This is a genomic window from Halomonas sp., assembly GCF_033549285.1.
In the GTDB taxonomy this organism is placed as follows: domain Bacteria; phylum Pseudomonadota; class Gammaproteobacteria; order Pseudomonadales; family Halomonadaceae; genus Halomonas.
In genome coordinates, this window is sequence record NZ_JAWSUJ010000097.1 from 1 (window position 1) to 17,003 (window position 17,003).

Here is a 17,003-nt window from a genome sequence, read left to right on the forward strand (position 1 = left end):
GCGGGGTTGCGGGGGGCCGGTGGCGGGATGGACGGCCGGCGGCGTTCGTCGGGCGCGCAGCAGGGCGCCGCTCGTGGGGATGCCGGCCTCGCCGAGCAGGCGCAACCCCAACTGGCAGTGCTGCTCCGCTTCCCGGGGGCGGTTGAGGCTCATCAGCAGCCGGACCAGGGCATGGGCATGGATCAGGGCCCGCTCGGGGGCCTCGGCCAGGCGTTTGACCAGCGACGAGAGCAGCGCGATCTGGGCACGCAGGGCGCGTTCCCGCTCGGCCAGGCACCAGCTGTGGAAGTCGTGGAAGTTCGGCAGCTCGAGCCCCTGCAGGAAGGGGCCGCGATAGCGGGCGGCGATGCGCTCCAGATGCGCGATCTCCTCCTGCTCGAGTCCTTCCCCCTGGACGCCGTGCAGGGCCAGGAGGTCGACATCCAGGTTACCGGTATCCAGCGCCGCACTGAGGCGGTCGGCGATGATGCGTGGTCGGTCCGGTTCATCCACCAGTCGGCGCAGTTTCGACAGGCTCCAGCGCAGCGAGCCGCGGGGGTCGTCGGGAATTTCCCACAGCAGGTCGCAGAGGTGCTCGCGACAGAAGGGGCGGCCGTTAACCGCCAGGTAGGCCAGCAGGGCGCGGGTCTTCATCGACGGGGGAGGGTCAGCACCCGGCCATCCCGAACCACTTCGAGATCGCCGAGCACGTTGAGGGTCAGTGCGTTCATCGCCTGCCCCCTCCCAGGAGAGAGACCACCCTTGAGTATAGCGCGCCTGGCGGCCGCGTCCGCGGGGCGAGTCCGGAAAATACCACGCTGGTTACCACGCCCGTTTCCTCGGCGCCGGCGCAGGCTGACCCTGCAAGGCACCGAACCCGCTACCGAGGAGCAGCGACATGTCACGCTACGACAGTATCCTGGACACCATCGGCCGCACGCCGCTGGTGCGGCTCGACCGGCTCGCCCCCGCCGGGGTGAACCTCTACGTGAAGCTCGAGGCATTCAATCCCATGGGCTCCGTCAAGGACCGCATGGCCCTGGCGGTGATCGAGCAGGCGGAGCGTGACGGCGCGCTTCGCCCCGGCCAGACGGTGATCGAGGCGACCAGCGGCAACACCGGCATCGGCCTTGCCATGGTCTGCGCGCGCAAGGGCTATCCGCTGGTGGTGACCATGGCGGAGAGCTTCAGCGTGGAGCGGCGCAAGCTGTTGCGCTTCCTGGGGGCCAGGGTGGTGTTGACCCCCGCGGCCGAGAAGGGCACCGGCATGCTCAACAAGGCGGTGGAGCTGGCCGAACGCCATGGCTACTTCCTCTGCCGTCAGTTCGAGAACGAGGCCAACGCCGAGGTGCACTCGCGGACCACGGCCCGGGAGCTCCTTGACGACTTCCGAGGGGAGTCCCTGAACGCCTGGGTGACCGGCTTCGGCACGGGCGGCACCCTGAAGGGAGTGGCCAGGGTGCTCAAGCAGGCGGATCCGACGACTCGCGTGGTCGTCGCCGAACCCGACAACGCCGCCCTGCTGGGCAGCGGCATCGCGCAGCCGCGGGATGCCCGCGGTGGCCCCTCGGCCAGCCATCCGCGCTTCCGCCCCCACCTGATGCAGGGCTGGAGCCCGGACTTCATCTCGCGGCTCACTGAGGATGCCCTGGCGGCGCAGCATGTCGACGAGGTGGTGCCGGTGGCGGGCGACGAGGCGCTGCGACTGTCCCGCGAGCTGGCCCGTCGCGAGGGCATCTTCGTCGGCATCTCCAGCGGGGCTACCCTGGCCGCCGCGCTGGAGGTGGCGCGTCGTTCACCGCCCGGCAGCAACATCGTCTGCAAGCTGCCGGACACCGGCGAGCGCTACCTCTCCACCCCGCTGTTCGACGGCATCGGCGAGGCGATGAGCGACGAGGAGCTTGCGCTGTCGCGCTCCACGCCGGGCTACCGCTTCGATGCCCCCGCGGCGCCGCCCCGCCCGGCGGAGGTGACACCCGCGTCGCCGGTGGCGCTGGATCCCGAGGCCGAGCGCTTCGTCGACGTGACCGTGGCGGGTGAGCCGGTGGTGATGTTCGCCCTGGAGTGGTGCGAGTTCTGCTGGTCGGTGCGCAAGTTCTTCGCGCGCCTGGGGATCGAGTACCGCAGCGTCGACCTCGACGCGGTGGCCTACCAGGCAGAGGACCTGGGCGGCAGGATCCGCGCGGTACTGGCCGAGCGCACCGGGGCCACCACCATCCCGCGGATCTTCGTCGGCGGCGAGCCGCTCGGGGGCTGCACCGAGCTCTTCGATGCCTGGCCGCGGCGCGGGCACTGGGCAACTCCTACTGCGCGCTGGCCCACGGCCAGGCGCTGGCGGGGCTGGTGGGCACGCCGCAGCTGCAGGCGATCCTCGAGGGCGGGGATGCGCTCGACGCGGCGGAGCGGGAGATGATGGCCCTGGCCGCGAAGGTGGCCGATGACGCCGCCGGCGTGACCCAGGCCGACATCGACCGCCTGCGGGCCCACGGGCTTGGCGATGACGAGATCTTCGACATCGTCGCCGTGGCCGCCGCCCGGGCCTTCTTCACCAAGGTGCTGGACGGCCTCGGTGCCCAGGCCGATGTCGCGTATCGGGAGATGGCCTCACCGCTGCGCGAGGCGCTCACCGTGGGGCGCCCCATCGCCGGCGGCGACGAGTTGCGGGAGGTGTCCTCCGCCCAGCCGGTGGCCGAGCCGTAACGGAGGGGCTACCGGTCGGGCAGGTTGCGGGTGCCCGATACGCCCGGCAGGCGCCGGCGCAGGGCGGCCTTGCCCATCATGTGGGCGCTGACCGGGGCGGTGGCGAACAGGAAGATCGTCACCAGCGCCTCCTGCACCGAGACGCCATCCTGCTGATGGCTGAAGTAGAGCAGCGAGCCGATCAGCGTACAGCCGACCCCCAGGGTGCTGGCCTTGGTGGGGCCGTGCAGGCGGGTATAGAAGTCGGGCAGCTTGGCCAGCCCCCAGGAGCCGATCAGCGCCACCAGGGCGCCGAACAGCAGGAAGGCGGCGACGACGAGCTGCAGGGGCCACGGCATGTCGATGCTGGTCATTCGATGACGTCCCCCCGCAGCAGGTACTTGCTCATTGCCACGGTGCCGACGAAGCCCATCAGGGCGATCAGCAGGGCCAGCTCGAACAGCACGCCGAGCCCCATCCGCATGTCGGCCAGCACGATCAGCGCGATGCTGTTGATCATCAGGGTATCCAGCGCCAGGATGCGGTCGACGATATCGGGGCCCACGGCCAGCCGGTAGAGGTTGAGCAGGGCGGCGATGGCGAAGAGCGTCATGGCGACCGGTATCACGAAAGCGATCATCGGAAGATCTCCTCGAGCGGCTTCTCGTAGCGTTCGCGTATGGCGGCGATGGCTTCGGCCTCGTCCTCCAGGTGCAGGGCGTGCACCAGCAGGGTGTTGGCCTCGGCGTCGTGGTGGATCGACACGGTGCCCGGCGTGAGCGAGATGGTGCTGGCCAGGATGGTAATGGCGAAGTCGTCCTGCAGGGCGAGGGGATAGGTGAAGAAGCCCGGCCGCAGGTGGCGAGCGGGGCGCAGGATGCGCAGGGCCACCACCAGGTTGGAGCGCAGGATGTCCACCAGCAGCACCAGCAGGTAGCGCAGCAGCGGCAGGGGGCGCCGGATCTTCGCCTCCTCGGGCCAGAAGGCGTGGGTCGCGAAGGGGATGCCCACGCCCAGGGCCAGTCCCAGCAGGGCATGCGCCACGCTGACCTCGTTGACCATCAGCAGCCACAGCAGCGCCAGGAACAGCGAGAACAGCGGGCGCGGCAGCCAGAACTGTCGGGAACGGAACGCGGGTGTCATGGCGAGACCTCCTGGCCGGCGGCGCGGGCGTCCGGCAGCACGGCGTTGATATAGGCGTGCGGGTCGAGCAGCTGCTCGGCGGTCAGCTCGAGGTAGCCCATCACGGGCTCGCCGAACACCGCCAGGGCGCCGTTGAGGCCGACCATGATGGCCACCAGGGTGAGCAACCCGGGGCGCAGCGGATAGGGCCTGGCCATCTCGCCCGGGCGCCAGAACCAGCTGCTGCCGGTGCGGCTGATGGCGATGATCACCAGCAGGGCCGAGGCCAGCAGCACGCCCCACAGCCATAGGCCCTCGGGTTCGGCGGCACTCGCCTGGAGGATCCACGCCTTGCTGACGAAGCCGCCGAAGGGGGGCAGGCCCGCCATGGCGATGCCGGCGATGAAGAACAGCGTGCCCAGCACCCAGCGATGCCCGATGGGGCCGGTCGCCGAGAAGCGGTCATAGCCCTCCTCGCGCTGCTGGCCCAGCAGGTCGGCGAGCAGGAAGAACACCGCGGCCATGCCGGTGCTGTGGATCAGGTAGAAGAGCGCGGCGCCCAGGGCAGCAAGGGTCACCAGGCTGATGGTGGCGAGCAGGGTGCCCACCGAGAGGATCACCAGGTAGGCGGTCAGGGTGCGCAGGCTGTCCGAGCCCAGCACGCCGACGCCACCCAGCGCCAGGGTCAGCAGCGCCAGCGGCCATAGCCAGCCCCAGGCGGTCGCGGCGACGGGGGACTCGCCCAGTGCGAAGACCAGCAGGAAGACCCGCAGGATGGCGTAGACCCCGACCTTGGTCATGATGGCGAAGAGCGCGGCCACCGGGGCGCTGGCGGCCGAGTAGGCCCGCGGCAGCCAGAACAGCAGCGGCAGGATCGCCGCCTTGATGCCGAACACCACCAGCAGGATCAGGCTGGCGGCGGCGAGCAGCGGGGCATCCTCTGGCGGCGCCTCGGCCACGCGCAGCGCCAGGTCGGCCATGTTGAGGGTGCCGGTGAGGCCGTAGAGGGTGCCCAGGGCGATCAGGAACAGCGCCGAGCCCGCCAGGTTGATGATCACGTAGTGCAGCCCCGCGCGGCTGCGGGCGCGGCCGCCGCCGTGCAGCAGCAGGGCGTAGGAGGCGATCAGCAGGATCTCGAAGAACACGAAGAGGTTGAACAGGTCGCCGGTCAGGAAGGCGCCGTTGAGGCCGGCCAGCTGGAACTGGAAGAGGGCGTGGAAGTGGGCGCCGCGCTGGTCGGTGCCGCCGCTGGCGTAGATCAGGCAGCACAGGCCCAGCACGGCGGTCAGCGCCAGCATCACGGCGGAGAGGCGGTCGAGCACCAGCACGATGCCGAAGGGCGCGGGCCAGTCGCCGGCGTGGTAGATGAGGTGCTCGCCGCCGCTGGCGACCACCAGGCACCAGATCCCCAGCAGCACCAGCCAGGCGGTGCTGGCGAAGCCCAGCAGGCGCTGCAGGGGGAAGGGCGCCTGGTAGAACAGCAGCTGGCCGGCGCCGGTGATCAGCGGCAGCAGGATCGGCAGGATCAGGGCATGGTTCATGCGCGATCCTCGTCGGGGTTCTCGCCGTCCACGTGGTCGTTGCGCAGCTCCACCGCGGCCTTGAGGGCCAGCACCACCACGAAGGCGGTCATGGCGAAGCCGATGACGATGGCGGTGAGCACCAGCGCCTGGGGCAAGGGGTCCGCGGAGCGCTCCGAGAGACCCACGATGGCCGGCGCGCCGGCGACCAGGCGCCCCGAGGCGAACAGGTAGAGGTTGACGGCGTGGGAAAGCAGCGTCAGCCCGAGGATCACCGTGAAGGTGCGTGCGCGCAGCAGCAGGTAGACGCCGCAGCTGGTCAACACGCCGAGCGTGATCGCGTAGAGCAGTTCCATCAGCCGATCTCCTTGCCGGGGCCGGCCACCGTCATCAGCTTGCCGAGGTTGGCGAGTATCAGCAGCGTCGACCCGACCACGGTGGCATAGACGCCGAGGTCGAAGAGCATGGCGGTGGCGAGCTCGAATTCGCCGATTAGAGGCAGGGACAGGTGGCCGTGGGCCGAGGTGAGGAAGGGGAAACCGAAGAGCCAGCTGCCAAGGCCGGTGAAGGTGGCGATCAGCACGCCGGCGCCGATCAGCGGTCGGAAGGGGGTCAGCATGCGTTCCTGGGCCCACACCAGCCCGCCGGCCATGTACTGCAGGGTCAGCGCCACCGCGGTGATCAGTCCGGCGATGAAGCCGCCGCCGGGGAGGTTGTGGCCGCGCAGGAAGATGTAGGCCGAGACCAGCAGGGCGATGGGCAGCACCAGCCGGGCCACGGTGCTGAGCATGATCGGATGAGGCTCGGCGACCCAGTGCATGGGATTGGTCTCGACCACCCGTTCCTTGAGGTGCAGGTCGCGGGTGAAGGCGAACACCGCCAGCGCGGCGATGCCCAGCACGGTGATCTCGCCCAGGGTGTCGAAACCGCGGAAGTCGACCAGGATGACGTTGACCACGTTGGTGCCACCGCCGCCGGGCACGCTGTTGGCAAGGAAGAAGTCCGAGATCGTCCGGTGGGGGCGGGTCAGGATGGCGAAGCTGAAGGCCGCCACGCCGACGCCCATCAGCACGGCGATGGCCAGGTCGCGCCCCATCCGGAAACCGCTCGAGCCCCGGGGTGAGGTCTGCGGCAGGAAGGAGAGCGCCAGCATCATGATCACCACCGCCATCACCTCCACCATCAGCTGGGTCAGGGCGAGGTCGGGGGCCGAGAAGCGGGCGAAGGTGACGGTGACGAAGAGCCCGGTGACGCCGAGCAGCAGCAGGGCCGGCAGGCGGTAGTGGTGGAAGGCCACCACGCCGAGGGCGGCCAGGCACAGCAGCACGGCCGCCAGCAGGGTCAGCGGGTCGATCGGGGCGAGCGCCGCGCCACCGTGCCAGCGGGTCACGCCGCCGAGTTCCAGGCCCACCAGCACCACCACGGTGGCCATGATGAAGGTCAGGTAGCGTTGCAGCGAGCCGTTCTCGAGCTGGAAGACGCGGCGCTGGGAGAGGGCGATGGCGCGGCGCATGAGCCAGTCGAAGATCTCCTTGGCGTCGACCTCGGGCAGCCGGGCATGGAGGCGGAAGAGGGGGTCGCGCCAGTGGTAGAAGAGCGCGCCGCCGGCCAGGGCGAACAGGCTCATCAGCATCGGCAGGTGGCCCCCCAGGGTGGCGAAATCGAAGGGCGTCACCGTGGCCTGGCGCGCCGCGGCGAAGGCGGGGTGGACCAGGCCGGCGTAGAAGGCCTCCGGGGCCAGCCCCACCAGCAGGGTGGCGAAGGCCAGCAGCGCGATGGGCGACAGCGCCGCCGTTCGCGGTGCGCGCGGGGGCCATGCCGGCAGGTCGATCGGCAGGCCGTTGAAGAAGACGTTATGGAAGATGCGGATCGAGTAGGCCACCGAGAAGAGCCCGGCCAAGGTCACCCAGAGGGGAATCACCACCACCGCCCAATCGGGCGCCGTGACCCGCAGGCTCTCGCCGAACAGCATCTTCTTGCTCAGGTAGCCGCTCATCAGCGGCAGGCCGGCCATGGCGGCGGCGGAGATGGCCGAGAGCCCCATCAGCGCCGGCATGAAGCGCCACATGCCGTTGATCTTGCGCATGTCACGGGTCCCGGTGGCGCGATCGACGTAGCCCGCCATCATGAACAGCGGCGCCTTGAACAGCGCATGGCAGAGCAGGTGGAAGAGCGCCGCCGCCACGGCCATGGGGGTGCCCAGCCCCAGCAGCAGCATGATCAGTCCCAGGTGGGAGACCGTGGAGTAGGCCAGCAGCCCCTTCATGTCGTGCATGAACATCGCCACGAAGGCGCCCAGCATCAGCGTCACCATGCCGGTCAGGGTGACCAGGTGGAACCACAACGAGGTATCGCCGAGCGCCGGATGCAGCCGGGCGACCAGGAACAGGCCCGCCTTGACCATGGTGGCGCTGTGCAGGTAGGCGGAGACCGGCGTGGGCGCCGTCATGGCGTGGGGCAGCCAGAGGTGGAAGGGGAACTGGGCCGACTTGGTGAAGGCGCCCAGCAGGATCAGGTTGAGCATCAGGCCGTAGTGCTCGTGGGCGCGAATCCGGTCGCCGGCCGCCAGCACCGTGGAGAGCTCATGGCCGCCCGCGGCCTGGCCCAGCAGCACCACGCCGCCGAGCAGCGCCAGCCCGCCGCCACCGGTGATCACCAGCGACATGCGGGCCCCTAGCCGGGCCGCATGGTCGTGGGTGTGGTAGCCGATCAGCAGGAAGGAGACCAGGCTGGTCAGCTCCCAGAACACCAGCAGGAACAGCAGGTTCTCGGAGAGCACGATGCCGAGCATCGCCGCCATGAACAGCAGGACCAGGGTGAAGAAGCGCGCCGAGGTGTCGCTGCCCTCGAAGTAGTAGCGCGCGTAGAGCAGGATCAGGCAGCCGATCCCGGTGATCAGCAGGGCGAACAGCAGCCCCAGGCCGTCGAGGCGAAAGGCCACGTCGAGACCGAGCGATGGCAGCCAGGCGAGCCGCTGGACTTCGGCCTCGCCGCCGCCCATGACGTGGGGCAGCCAGCTCAGCAGCAGCAGCAGGGTGAAGACGGCGGGAAGGGCGGACACCGAGGCGAGCAGGCGGGAGGATCGCCCTCGCATCAGCGCGGGCAGGCAGGCGCCGGTCAGCGGCAGCAGGATGATCAGCGCAAGCGGCATGGGACCTGTCTCCCTGTCCAGCCTCGAGGGCGAAACGTTCCCTTCACTCCACACCAGGGCCGCGTCGACCACCTTGACTGACGTCAACCGAGGCCGATGTCGTGGGAAACGGGCCGAGGGTGCCTCTCGAGATTACCTGCGCCGCCGTGCAGGGTGAAGGCCTGCGGCCGACAACCTTGACCTCGCCCAGGTGGATGCCGGCCACGACGGTCCATCGGCCGATCCTGGCTGTCGCACTCCGTCAGCCCGGTCTGCGGCTCGATGACCCTGCCGCCTTAGAACGACCCTGCCAGGCTGCCCATGCCAATCAGCAGCACCAGCGAGATGATGGGGACCACCACGGCCACCACCGCTATATCGAGATAGGCCTGGCGGTGCGTCAGGCCACAGATGGAGAGCAGCGTGATCACCGCGCCGTTATGCGGCAGGGCATCCAGCCCGCCGGTGGCGACGGCCGTGACCCGGTGCATCAGTTCGGGGGCGATCCCTTTGGCCTGGCCCATGGCCAGGTAGGTGTCGCCGAGCGTTGCCAGGGCGATGCTCATGCCGCCGGAGGCCGAGCCGGTCATGCCGGCCAGCAGGTTGACCGCAATGGCCAGCGAGATCAGCGGATTGTCGCCGCCCACCGAGGTCACCCAGAGGCTGATCGTCTCGAACGCCGCCAGGGAAGCGATCACCGAGCCGAAGCCGACCAGGCTGGCGGTATTGAAGATCGGCAACAGTGAGGCATTGGCACCGCTGTCGAGGGTGGTCGTGAGGGCTTCGAGACGGCGCAAGTTAGTGGCGATGATGACCCCGATGGCGATGACCAGGGCAGCGATCACCGACCAGACGCCACGAACGGAGTCGATGCTGGTGGCACCATAGGTCGGCTCGGCGAGATACCCGGTGTCCATGGCGGGGATCACCACCGCGGTGAACAGCAGGTTCAGGGCGATGACCAGCACGATGGGCAGCAGCGCCAGCGCCAAGGGGGGAAGATCGCGAACCGGGTGTGCCGTGACCTCGGCCAGATCGAAGCCTTCACCTGCAGCGTGTTCGCGCAGGTGAACCGCCGGAGGAGCCTTCTCCTGATGGGTGCCGTAGCCTTCGCCGGCCGCTCGTGCCTGGCGCGCCCGATGATTCAGCCAGGCCTGTCCCAGCCCCAGCATGACCAGGCCGGTGAGGATGCCGAGCCCAGGCGCGGCAAATGGCGAGGTGCCGAAATAGGGCATCGGGATGGCATTCTGGATGGCCGGCGTTCCCGGCAGCGCCGTCATGGTGAAGGTGAAGGCGCCCAGGGCGATGGTGCCGGGGATGAGTCGCTTGGGCAGGCCGGCCTGACGAAACAGTGCCGCGGCGATCGGATAGACCGCGAAGGCCACCACGAACAACGAGACGCCGCCATAGGTCATCACCGCGCAGGAGAGCACCACCGCCAGGATGGCGCGGGTGTCGCCCAGGCGCTTGACGATGGCGCTGGCCAGCACTTCCGCGCTTCCCGAATCTTCCATCAGCTTGCCGAACACCGCCCCCAGCAGGAACAGCGGGAAATAGCGGACGATAAAATCGCCGGCGGCCCCCATGAAGACCTGGGTGTAGCTGGCCAGCAGGGGCGTGCCGACCGAGACCAGTGCCACCAGTGCGGCCAGCAGCGGGGCCAGGATCAACAGGCTGAGGCCGCGGTAGGCCAGAACCATCAACAGCAGCAGCGCGATGGCGATCGCCACGATACCGATCATCACTCCGGCCCGTCGTCATGTTCTGTGGGGGAGTCGTCTGCCGCCGAGAGGGGGCGAAAGGTATCGGGGAAGACCGCATCCAGGTCGAAGGTGGAGTATTCGCCCAGGGCATCGAAGTGTGTCTCCAGCCACTGGTCGGCCCAGGCGCGCCCCTGGGCATGCAGGCGGGAGAGGAAGTCCCATTCGGCGTTCATCTTGCTGGAGGCACTGAGCGTTTCGACGTCGTGCTCGGCATGAATCAGATGCAGGCGCATGGCACGGTAGCTCTCCAGCTCCAGGCCTTCGGCCTCGATCAATCGGTGCAACAGCTGGATGCTGCGTAGCTCCTTGATCAGGCTGGAGTTGAAGGTGATCTCGTTGATCCGGTTGAGGATTTCCCGGGCGCTGTCGGGCAGTTTCTGGCGCACCAACGGGTTGATCTGCACCACCACCAGGTCACGACAGTCCTGGTCATCGACCAGCGGGTAGAGCGCCGGATTGCCGCTGTAGCCCCCATCCCAGTAGGCCTCTCCGTCGATCTCCACGGCCGGGAACATGAAGGGTAGACAGGCCGATGCCATCACGGTATCGACGGTCAGTTCGGGCTGGCGAAATATCGTCGCGTGGCCGGTGCGCACATTGGTGGCCGTGACAAACACCTTGACCTTGCGACAGGCATTGACGCACTCGAAATCGACCAGATCGAGGACCAGGTCGCGCAACGGATTGATTGCCAGGGGGTTGAGCTTGGCGGGGGCGATCAGCTGGGTCAGGTTCTCGAAGAACAGATAGCTCGGCGAATGGTCGAGGCTGTCGTTGCCCAACAGCCGGTCCCAGGGAGTGCGCTGGATGGGAGAGAAGCGTGCCGCATCGCTGACCGCCTTCCAGAAGGTGCGCAGGGCATCACGGGCGCCATCGCGCCCGCCCTTGTGCAGCCCGTCGGCCAGCACCACGGCATTCATGGCCCCGGCGCTGGTGCCGCTGATCCCGTCGATCTCCAGCCGCTCGTCTTCCAGCAGGCGATCCAGCACCCCCCAGGTCAGGGCGCCGTGGGAGCCCCCGCCCTGCAGGGCCAGATCGATCCGTTTCTTTTCGCCCGTCGCCATGCCTGCTCCTGTAGCAGCGTGAATGCTGCAGTGCAGTGTAGGCGTCTTGACAGCCCTTGTCGCTTGGCGAGTTGCCGCTCAACACAACCGGCTGCCGAGCAGCAGCAGGCTGGCATCCAGCGCCTGCCAGCCCCACCAGGCCAGCGCCAGGGCGGCGGCGGCCAGCAGGGCGAGCAGTCCCCGTCGTGCGCGGCTCATGCCTCTACTCCCTCGCTGGACTGGCGCTTCACGGGCGCCTCGTCGATGAACCAGTGCAGGACCGCCGCCGCCACGGAGAGCAGGATGGCGAGCCGCCACACCAGGTCGTAGTCGCCGTTGAGGTCGTAGAAGTAGCCGCCCAGCCAGACGCCCATGAAGGAGCCCAGCTGGTGGAAGAGGAAGACGATGCCGCCGAGCATGGAGAGGTGGCGCACGCCGAACACCGAGGCGACGATGCCGTTGGTCAGCGGCACCGTGGAGAGCCACAGCAAGCCCATGGCGATGCCGAACAGGTAGGCACTCGCCGGGCTCAGGGGCACGACGAGGAAGGCGGTGATCACCACGCCGCGGATCAGGTAGAGCCAGGTCAGCAGGCGCGGCTTGGAGAGAAAGCCGCCGAGCCAGCCGGCGGTGTAGGTGCCGACGATGTTGAACAGCCCCACCAGCGCCAGCACGGTGCTGCCCACCTGCACGGCGATGCCGCTGTCGACCAGGTAGCCGGGCAGGTGGACGCCGATGAACACCACCTGGAAGCCGCAGACGAAGAAGCCCATGCATAGCAGCCAGAAACCGCGATGGCCGGCCGCCTCGTCGAGCGCCGCACCCAGCGAGAGGTCGCTGGCCTGGCGGGGAGAGGGGCGGTCGCGCAGCATCCCGCCCAGGGGCACCATCACCGCCGCCAGGGCGCCCATCACCAGCAGGGCGGCGGACCAGCCGAGCCACTCCAGCAGCCCCAGGGTACCGGGCAGCATCGCGAACTGGCCGAAGGAACCGGCGGCGCTGACGATGCCCATGGCCAGGCTGCGCTTCTCGGGCGGCACGGCGCGGCCCACGGCCCCGAGGATCACCGAGAAGGTGGTACCCGAGAGCCCCAGGCCGATCAGCAGCCCGGCACTCATCGACATGCCCAGGGCCGAGTCCGAGAGCCCCATCATGGCCAGCCCCAGGGCATAGAGCAGGCCTCCAACCACCACGATCCGCGCGGCCCCGAAGCGGTCGGCCAGGGCCCCGCTGAAGGGCTGGGAGAGTCCCCAGATCAGGTTCTGCAGGGCCAGGGCGAAGGCGAAGACCTCCCGGCCCCAGCCCAGGTCGCTGCTCATCGGCTCCAGGAACAGGCCGAAGCCATGGCGCAGGCCCATGGCCAGCGAGATGACCAGGCTGCCCAGGACGATGATCAGCAGGGTGTGGCGGCGCAGTGCATCCATTCGGGAACGAACCTGTTTGCAGACTAATGGCAAGCCACTATCGCGCGTCCGTTTCCGCTTGGCCACTGTCTCTGAATGGCGACATCAATGTCGCCGTCGGGCCACATGGGTAGGGCGGCCAGGGTTCGCTAGAATGCCACCCCACAGCACCCTGACACGGAGGTTTCCCCATGACCCGACACGCTACGTTTCTGATCTGCCTGCTCGGCGCCAGCCTCTTCCTGGCCGGCTGCAGCTATACGCCCGCGCGCATCCAGTCCGAGCCGCTGGTCGTCATCGACGACGACCGTGGCCATGACCACTACGACCGCCGGGGCGGCTTCTGTCCGCCGGGCCAGGCCAAGAAGGGGCGCTGCTGAGCGCATGCCGTGTTTCTCTCCTTGCACGCTCTTTCCTCGCTCCCCGCTTGGCGGCGGCGCTTGCAGGGCATAGCCTGATAGGAAACGGTGTTTGATGGCACCCGGCCCGAAGAGGCAGCCGCACCATGCCGGCGGCATGGGTGCCCCCCGGCAGGGATCGAAGGGTGGCCCACTCCCTCACTCCACTTGCGAGGACACCGCCATGAGGTTTCCCTTGCGCCCGTTGATGATTGTCCTGATGGCCTCGACCCTGGCGCTGGCCGGCTGCAGCTACACGCCCGCACGCCTCAAGTCCGAACCGCTGGTCGAGATCGACGGCTACGGCAGCCATCGCCACTATCGCGGTGATGATCGTCATTACCGCGACCGTGACTACCGGTCGCGTCACTACGATGATCGCTATTATCGGGATCGCCGCTATCGGGACCGCGATCGCTATCACCACGCCGAGCGACGCCACGATGACCATCGCCGCGGTGGCTTCTGCCCGCCGGGATTGCGGATGCAGGGCCGCTGCTGAACCGATCGTTCCCGACGAGCAACGCCTCTACCGCAGGGCGTCCTCCAGGATCTGCAGTCGCCCGGGTACCAGGGCATCCTCCACGGCGGTGATGCGCAGCACATGCCCGAGGTCCGGGTGGGCCGGGCGGGCAATCAGTCGCCCGGCCTCGAGCAGCTCCCGGTTGACGCGCTCGGCGAGCTCGGCGCTGGGTAGCCGGATGCCGATGAAGTTGGTGGCGCTGGGCAGCACCTCGGCGCCGAGCGCGCGGAAGTGCCCGGCCAGGCGCTCGCGGCGATTCAGCACTGCGGCGATGTGTTCACGGGTCTCGTCGGGATGGTCCAGCACCACCTCGGCGGCGGCCAGGGTCAGGGTCGAGACCGCATAGTGGATGCGCACCTTCATCATCATCGCCAGGGTCTCGGGCTCGGCGATGGCATAGCCGATGCGCAGCCCCGCCATCCCATGCGCCTTGGAGAGGGTGCGCAGGCGGATCACGCCGGGCAGCACCTCACGGGCGAAGGGGGACTCGGCATCCTCGCGAAAGTCGTGGTAGGCCTCGTCGAGCAGCACCCAGCAGTCGTCGGGCAGCGTCTCGCGCAGGCGGCGAACGGCCGCGTCGTCATGCAGGTGGCCGCTGGGGTTGTCGGGATTGGCGAGGTAGACCAGCCGGGCCTGCTCCCGGCGGGCAGTCTTGGCCAGGGCCTCGAGGTCCGGGGCGAGGCGGCCCGGCGCCTCCTCGTAGGGCACCTCGACCAGCCGGCAGCCCTGGCCCCGGGCGAAGTAGCCGAAGGTGGGGTAGGTGCCGGCGGTGGCCACCACGGCGGTGCCGGGCTCGGCCACGGTGCGCAGGGCGAGGGCGATCAGGCTGTCGGCCCCGGCATCGACCAGCAGGGCCTCGAGGGGGATGCCCTGCTGCTCGGCGAGCCGCTGGCGGACGCCCAGCGCCTCCGAATCCCCGTAGCAGTAGGCATGCTCGACCATGGCGTCGCCGAAGTGCGCGCGCAGGGCGCGGTGGGGCATGTCGAGTCCCTCGTTGGAGCCCAGGCGGTGGGGGATCTCACGGCCCAGGCGCCGCTCCAGCACGCGGATCCCGGGGAAGGGGTTGGTGGGGCCGTCGCCGGTCAGGTGGTCGGGGAAGCGGGGCATCGGATCCTCCTGATTGATCATGGACAGTGGGTCGCCAAGGCTTTGTCCGAAAACTAGACATCGAGCTGGTAGGTCACCCAATCGGTTCGTTCGGCGCAGCGGTCATGGACGCCCCGTGCACGATAGTTGTTCTCGCGCGTGATCCAGCGCACGAAGGGCCAGCCCTGCCGGCGGGCCTCTTGACGTAACGCCTCCATCATCTCATCGACGGCACCCGTGCCGCGATATGCCGGGTCGACAAAGAGGTCATCCAGGAAGCCGACGGTGCTCCCGCGCAGTGGGGACGGCATGGCACGAAAATGCATCAGGCCCACTGCCTGGCCGTTCGCGTCGCGCGCCAGGCGTCCTTGCAGTCGTGTGCCGTCCTGGATCCAGTACCACACGGTGTTCAGCGTCGAGTCGCTCATGGGCATGCCATAGTACTCGGCATAGCCCCTATAGAGGCGCTGCCAGTCGTCTTGATCGGTGGTGACCGGAACGCTGATCCTCAGTGTCATGTGGAGGGCCTCCTGTGCAGCATGACGATCGCCACGGCTGCCAGTGTCAGCATCAGGGCGATGAATACCTTGGCGCTCAATGGCTCGCCGAGCAACAGGATGGAGCTTGAAACGCCAACGGTCGGGATGATCAGGGTCGAGATGGTGGCCTGGGCGATGGACAACCGGTTGACGTTCATGAACCACAGCATCTGAGCGATGGTGATCGAGAACAGCAAGTGATAAGCCAGTGCCAGCCAGGTCGTGTTGTGCCAGTCGCTCGGGCGAGGCATCGGCTCCAGGACGACCATCATTACGATCATGGGGATGGCACAGAGGCCGAACTGCCAGCCGGTGATCACGACTGCATGGCTCTGCCATGTGCCGCGGCGCTTGATCAGCACGGTGCCCAACGCCCAGGAGATCGCGGCGCCCAACGCAAACAGCGGACCGACGAGTCCCTGGCGCCCCGCTGCCAGGGCGGCCGGTCCGAGCAGAACCAGCAGGCCGGCCTGCCCGAACGCCAGCCCCCACCACTGACGCCGAGTGATGCGTTGACCGAGCAGCCCCCAGGCCATCAGTAATGCCCAGCACGGCATGCTGAAGGCGATGATCGCCGCCTGGGACGTCGGCATATTGAGCTGGGCGAAAGCCGTGGCCAGGTTGAAACCGAGAATGGTGAACACCCCGGTGACCGCGAGCCACGACCACTCTCCGGCCGCCACGCGAAGCGGCAGACCGCGCCAGCGTGCCCAGCCCAGCAGCACCAGGGCGCCAGCGCTAAAGCCGATGGCGCGTAGGGTGAAGGGTGGAAGGTCGCGAAGGATAAAGCGCACCGCCGGCCAGTTACCGCCCCAGAAGAGTCCGATGGCGAGGATCAAGGCCATCGAGCCGAGCAAGGGGCGGGCCGCGAGCGTGAGTATCAGACGGTCGACGAGAAAGCGAGCCATCGAGGATTCACCCTTTCACCGGCGGGAGCACCTTGTGGCGATTGAGTAACCCGTGCGGGTCGAGGGCTCCCTTGAGGGTGTGCATCAGCGTGATTTCCTCCGGGGTCCGCGAGAGGGCAAGGTAGTTGCGCTTTTCCAGGCCAATGCCGTGCTCGGCCGAGACCGAGCCGCCAAGCTCGGCCAGCGGCGTGTAGACGAGGCGTTCGACGGCGAGACGGGCCGCCGGTTCGGCACTGCCGACAGTAATGGAAATATGCAGGTTGCCGTCACCCAGGTGGCCGAAGGTGACCATGCGTCTCCGAGGCCAGTCGCGGGCCAGGGCCTCTTCCAGCCTGGTGACATAGCGATCCATCTCGGGGATCGGAAGGCTGACGTCGAAGGTGAGCAGCGGCGAGAGGGTCTGGATCAGCCCTTCGATGTCCTCGCGTATCGCCCAGAGGGACTGGCGCTGAGTGTCGGACTGGGCGATGACCGCATCACTGATCAGTTCGTCTTCCAGGGCGCGCTCCAGGGCGAGGGCGAACTGGGCGCCATGGCTCTGGGGCTCGCTGCCCAGCGATTCGAGGATCACGTAGAAGGGGGCGGCGGGGGACAGCGGTGGCGTGTGTCGGCCGCTCTCCTGGGTGAGCAGTCGATAGTGGTTCTGCCACATCGCCTCGAAGGCCGCCAGACTACCGCCGAGATAGCGGCCCAGATGGCCCAGCAGGCCAGTCAGGTGCTCGAAGGAAGGGCAGGCGACCAGCGCTGTCTGCACGTCCGGGGTGGGTGGCTGCAGGTGCAATACTGCCCGGGTGACGATGCCCAGCACGCCCTCGCTGCCGATGAACAGCTGCTTGAGGTCGAAGCCCGCATTGTTCTTGAGCATGCGGTTCATCGAGCTGACGACGGTGCCATCGGCGAGCACCGCCTC

Annotated in this window: 18 protein-coding genes; 4 read left to right on the plus strand and 14 right to left on the minus strand. The window is 68.4% G+C overall.

All coding sequences use genetic code 11. The annotated features are described in order from the left end of the window. A partial coding sequence (locus tag SCI24_RS17325) for an AfsR/SARP family transcriptional regulator (RefSeq protein WP_412930095.1) occupies positions 1–633 on the minus strand: 633 nt, incomplete at its 3' end. Positions 634–877: 244 nt separating this feature from the next. On the opposite strand from SCI24_RS17325, the gene cysK reads away from it, so the two are divergent. Continuing rightward, on the plus strand, positions 878–2,392 hold the full coding sequence (cysK, locus tag SCI24_RS17330; RefSeq protein ID WP_318726570.1) for a cysteine synthase A: 1,515 nt from the start codon (positions 878–880) through the stop codon (positions 2,390–2,392). After that, entirely contained in the window at positions 2,323–2,679 is a 357-nt protein-coding gene (locus tag SCI24_RS17335; protein WP_318726571.1) for a carboxymuconolactone decarboxylase family protein, read from the plus strand. The genes cysK and SCI24_RS17335 overlap by 70 nt, the downstream gene beginning before the upstream one ends. Before the next feature lie 8 nt (positions 2,680–2,687). On the opposite strand, the gene SCI24_RS17340 is transcribed toward SCI24_RS17335, so the two are convergent. From SCI24_RS17340 to SCI24_RS17380, 9 genes are all read right to left on the minus strand, one after another. After that, positions 2,688–3,032 (minus strand): Na+/H+ antiporter subunit G, encoded by a 345-nt coding sequence (locus tag SCI24_RS17340; RefSeq protein WP_318726572.1) that lies wholly within the window; start codon positions 3,030–3,032, stop codon positions 2,688–2,690. After that, positions 3,029–3,298 carry a K+/H+ antiporter subunit F gene (locus SCI24_RS17345; RefSeq protein ID WP_282734671.1) on the minus strand — a complete coding sequence of 90 codons (270 nt, stop codon included), beginning with the start codon at positions 3,296–3,298 and terminating at the stop codon, positions 3,029–3,031. Before SCI24_RS17345 ends, SCI24_RS17340 begins: the two co-directional genes overlap by 4 nt. Beyond that, positions 3,295–3,801, minus strand: a complete 507-nt coding sequence (locus SCI24_RS17350; protein ID WP_318726573.1) for a Na+/H+ antiporter subunit E — start codon at positions 3,799–3,801, stop codon at positions 3,295–3,297. The genes SCI24_RS17345 and SCI24_RS17350 overlap by 4 nt, the downstream gene beginning before the upstream one ends. Further along, the gene (locus SCI24_RS17355; RefSeq protein WP_318726574.1) at positions 3,798–5,321 is read right to left on the minus strand and encodes a monovalent cation/H+ antiporter subunit D; all 1,524 of its coding nucleotides are present in this window, start codon (positions 5,319–5,321) and stop codon (positions 3,798–3,800) included. The genes SCI24_RS17350 and SCI24_RS17355 overlap by 4 nt, the downstream gene beginning before the upstream one ends. Beyond that, positions 5,318–5,656: a Na+/H+ antiporter subunit C gene (locus SCI24_RS17360; RefSeq protein WP_282734668.1), complete on the minus strand. Its 339-nt coding sequence runs from the start codon at positions 5,654–5,656 to the stop codon at positions 5,318–5,320. The genes SCI24_RS17355 and SCI24_RS17360 overlap by 4 nt, the downstream gene beginning before the upstream one ends. Continuing rightward, positions 5,656–8,451 carry a monovalent cation/H+ antiporter subunit A gene (locus tag SCI24_RS17365; RefSeq protein ID WP_318726575.1) on the minus strand — a complete coding sequence of 932 codons (2,796 nt, stop codon included), beginning with the start codon at positions 8,449–8,451 and terminating at the stop codon, positions 5,656–5,658. Before SCI24_RS17365 ends, SCI24_RS17360 begins: the two co-directional genes overlap by 1 nt. Before the next feature lie 275 nt (positions 8,452–8,726). After that, positions 8,727–10,172 carry a GntP family permease gene (locus SCI24_RS17370; RefSeq protein WP_318726584.1) on the minus strand — a complete coding sequence of 482 codons (1,446 nt, stop codon included), beginning with the start codon at positions 10,170–10,172 and terminating at the stop codon, positions 8,727–8,729. Next, a complete protein-coding gene (locus SCI24_RS17375; RefSeq protein WP_318726576.1) occupies positions 10,172–11,257 on the minus strand; it encodes a patatin-like phospholipase family protein in 1,086 nt (361 codons plus the stop codon). The genes SCI24_RS17370 and SCI24_RS17375 overlap by 1 nt, the downstream gene beginning before the upstream one ends. 194 nt (positions 11,258–11,451) lie before the next feature. Further along, positions 11,452–12,660, minus strand: coding sequence for an MFS transporter (locus SCI24_RS17380; protein WP_318726577.1), 1,209 nt, complete (start codon positions 12,658–12,660; stop codon positions 11,452–11,454). A gap of 170 nt (positions 12,661–12,830) precedes the next feature. On the opposite strand from SCI24_RS17380, the gene SCI24_RS17385 reads away from it, so the two are divergent. Next, a complete protein-coding gene (locus SCI24_RS17385) occupies positions 12,831–13,019 on the plus strand; it encodes a hypothetical protein (protein WP_318726578.1) in 189 nt (62 codons plus the stop codon). Positions 13,020–13,221: 202 nt separating this feature from the next. After that, positions 13,222–13,539, plus strand: a complete 318-nt coding sequence (locus tag SCI24_RS17390) for a hypothetical protein (protein WP_318726579.1) — start codon at positions 13,222–13,224, stop codon at positions 13,537–13,539. A gap of 27 nt (positions 13,540–13,566) precedes the next feature. Here the strand turns inward: SCI24_RS17390 and SCI24_RS17395 are convergent, their stop codons facing one another. From SCI24_RS17395 to SCI24_RS17410, 4 genes are all read right to left on the minus strand, one after another. After that, positions 13,567–14,667, minus strand: a complete 1,101-nt coding sequence (locus tag SCI24_RS17395) for a pyridoxal phosphate-dependent aminotransferase (protein ID WP_318726580.1) — start codon at positions 14,665–14,667, stop codon at positions 13,567–13,569. 53 nt (positions 14,668–14,720) lie between these two features. Next, on the minus strand, positions 14,721–15,164 hold the full coding sequence (locus SCI24_RS17400) for a GNAT family N-acetyltransferase (protein ID WP_318726581.1): 444 nt from the start codon (positions 15,162–15,164) through the stop codon (positions 14,721–14,723). Next, entirely contained in the window at positions 15,161–16,093 is a 933-nt protein-coding gene (locus SCI24_RS17405; RefSeq protein ID WP_318726582.1) for a DMT family transporter, read from the minus strand. Before SCI24_RS17405 ends, SCI24_RS17400 begins: the two co-directional genes overlap by 4 nt. 7 nt (positions 16,094–16,100) lie before the next feature. Continuing rightward, the coding region (locus SCI24_RS17410; protein WP_318726583.1) for an FAD-binding oxidoreductase at positions 16,101–17,003 on the minus strand (903 nt) is incomplete at its 5' end.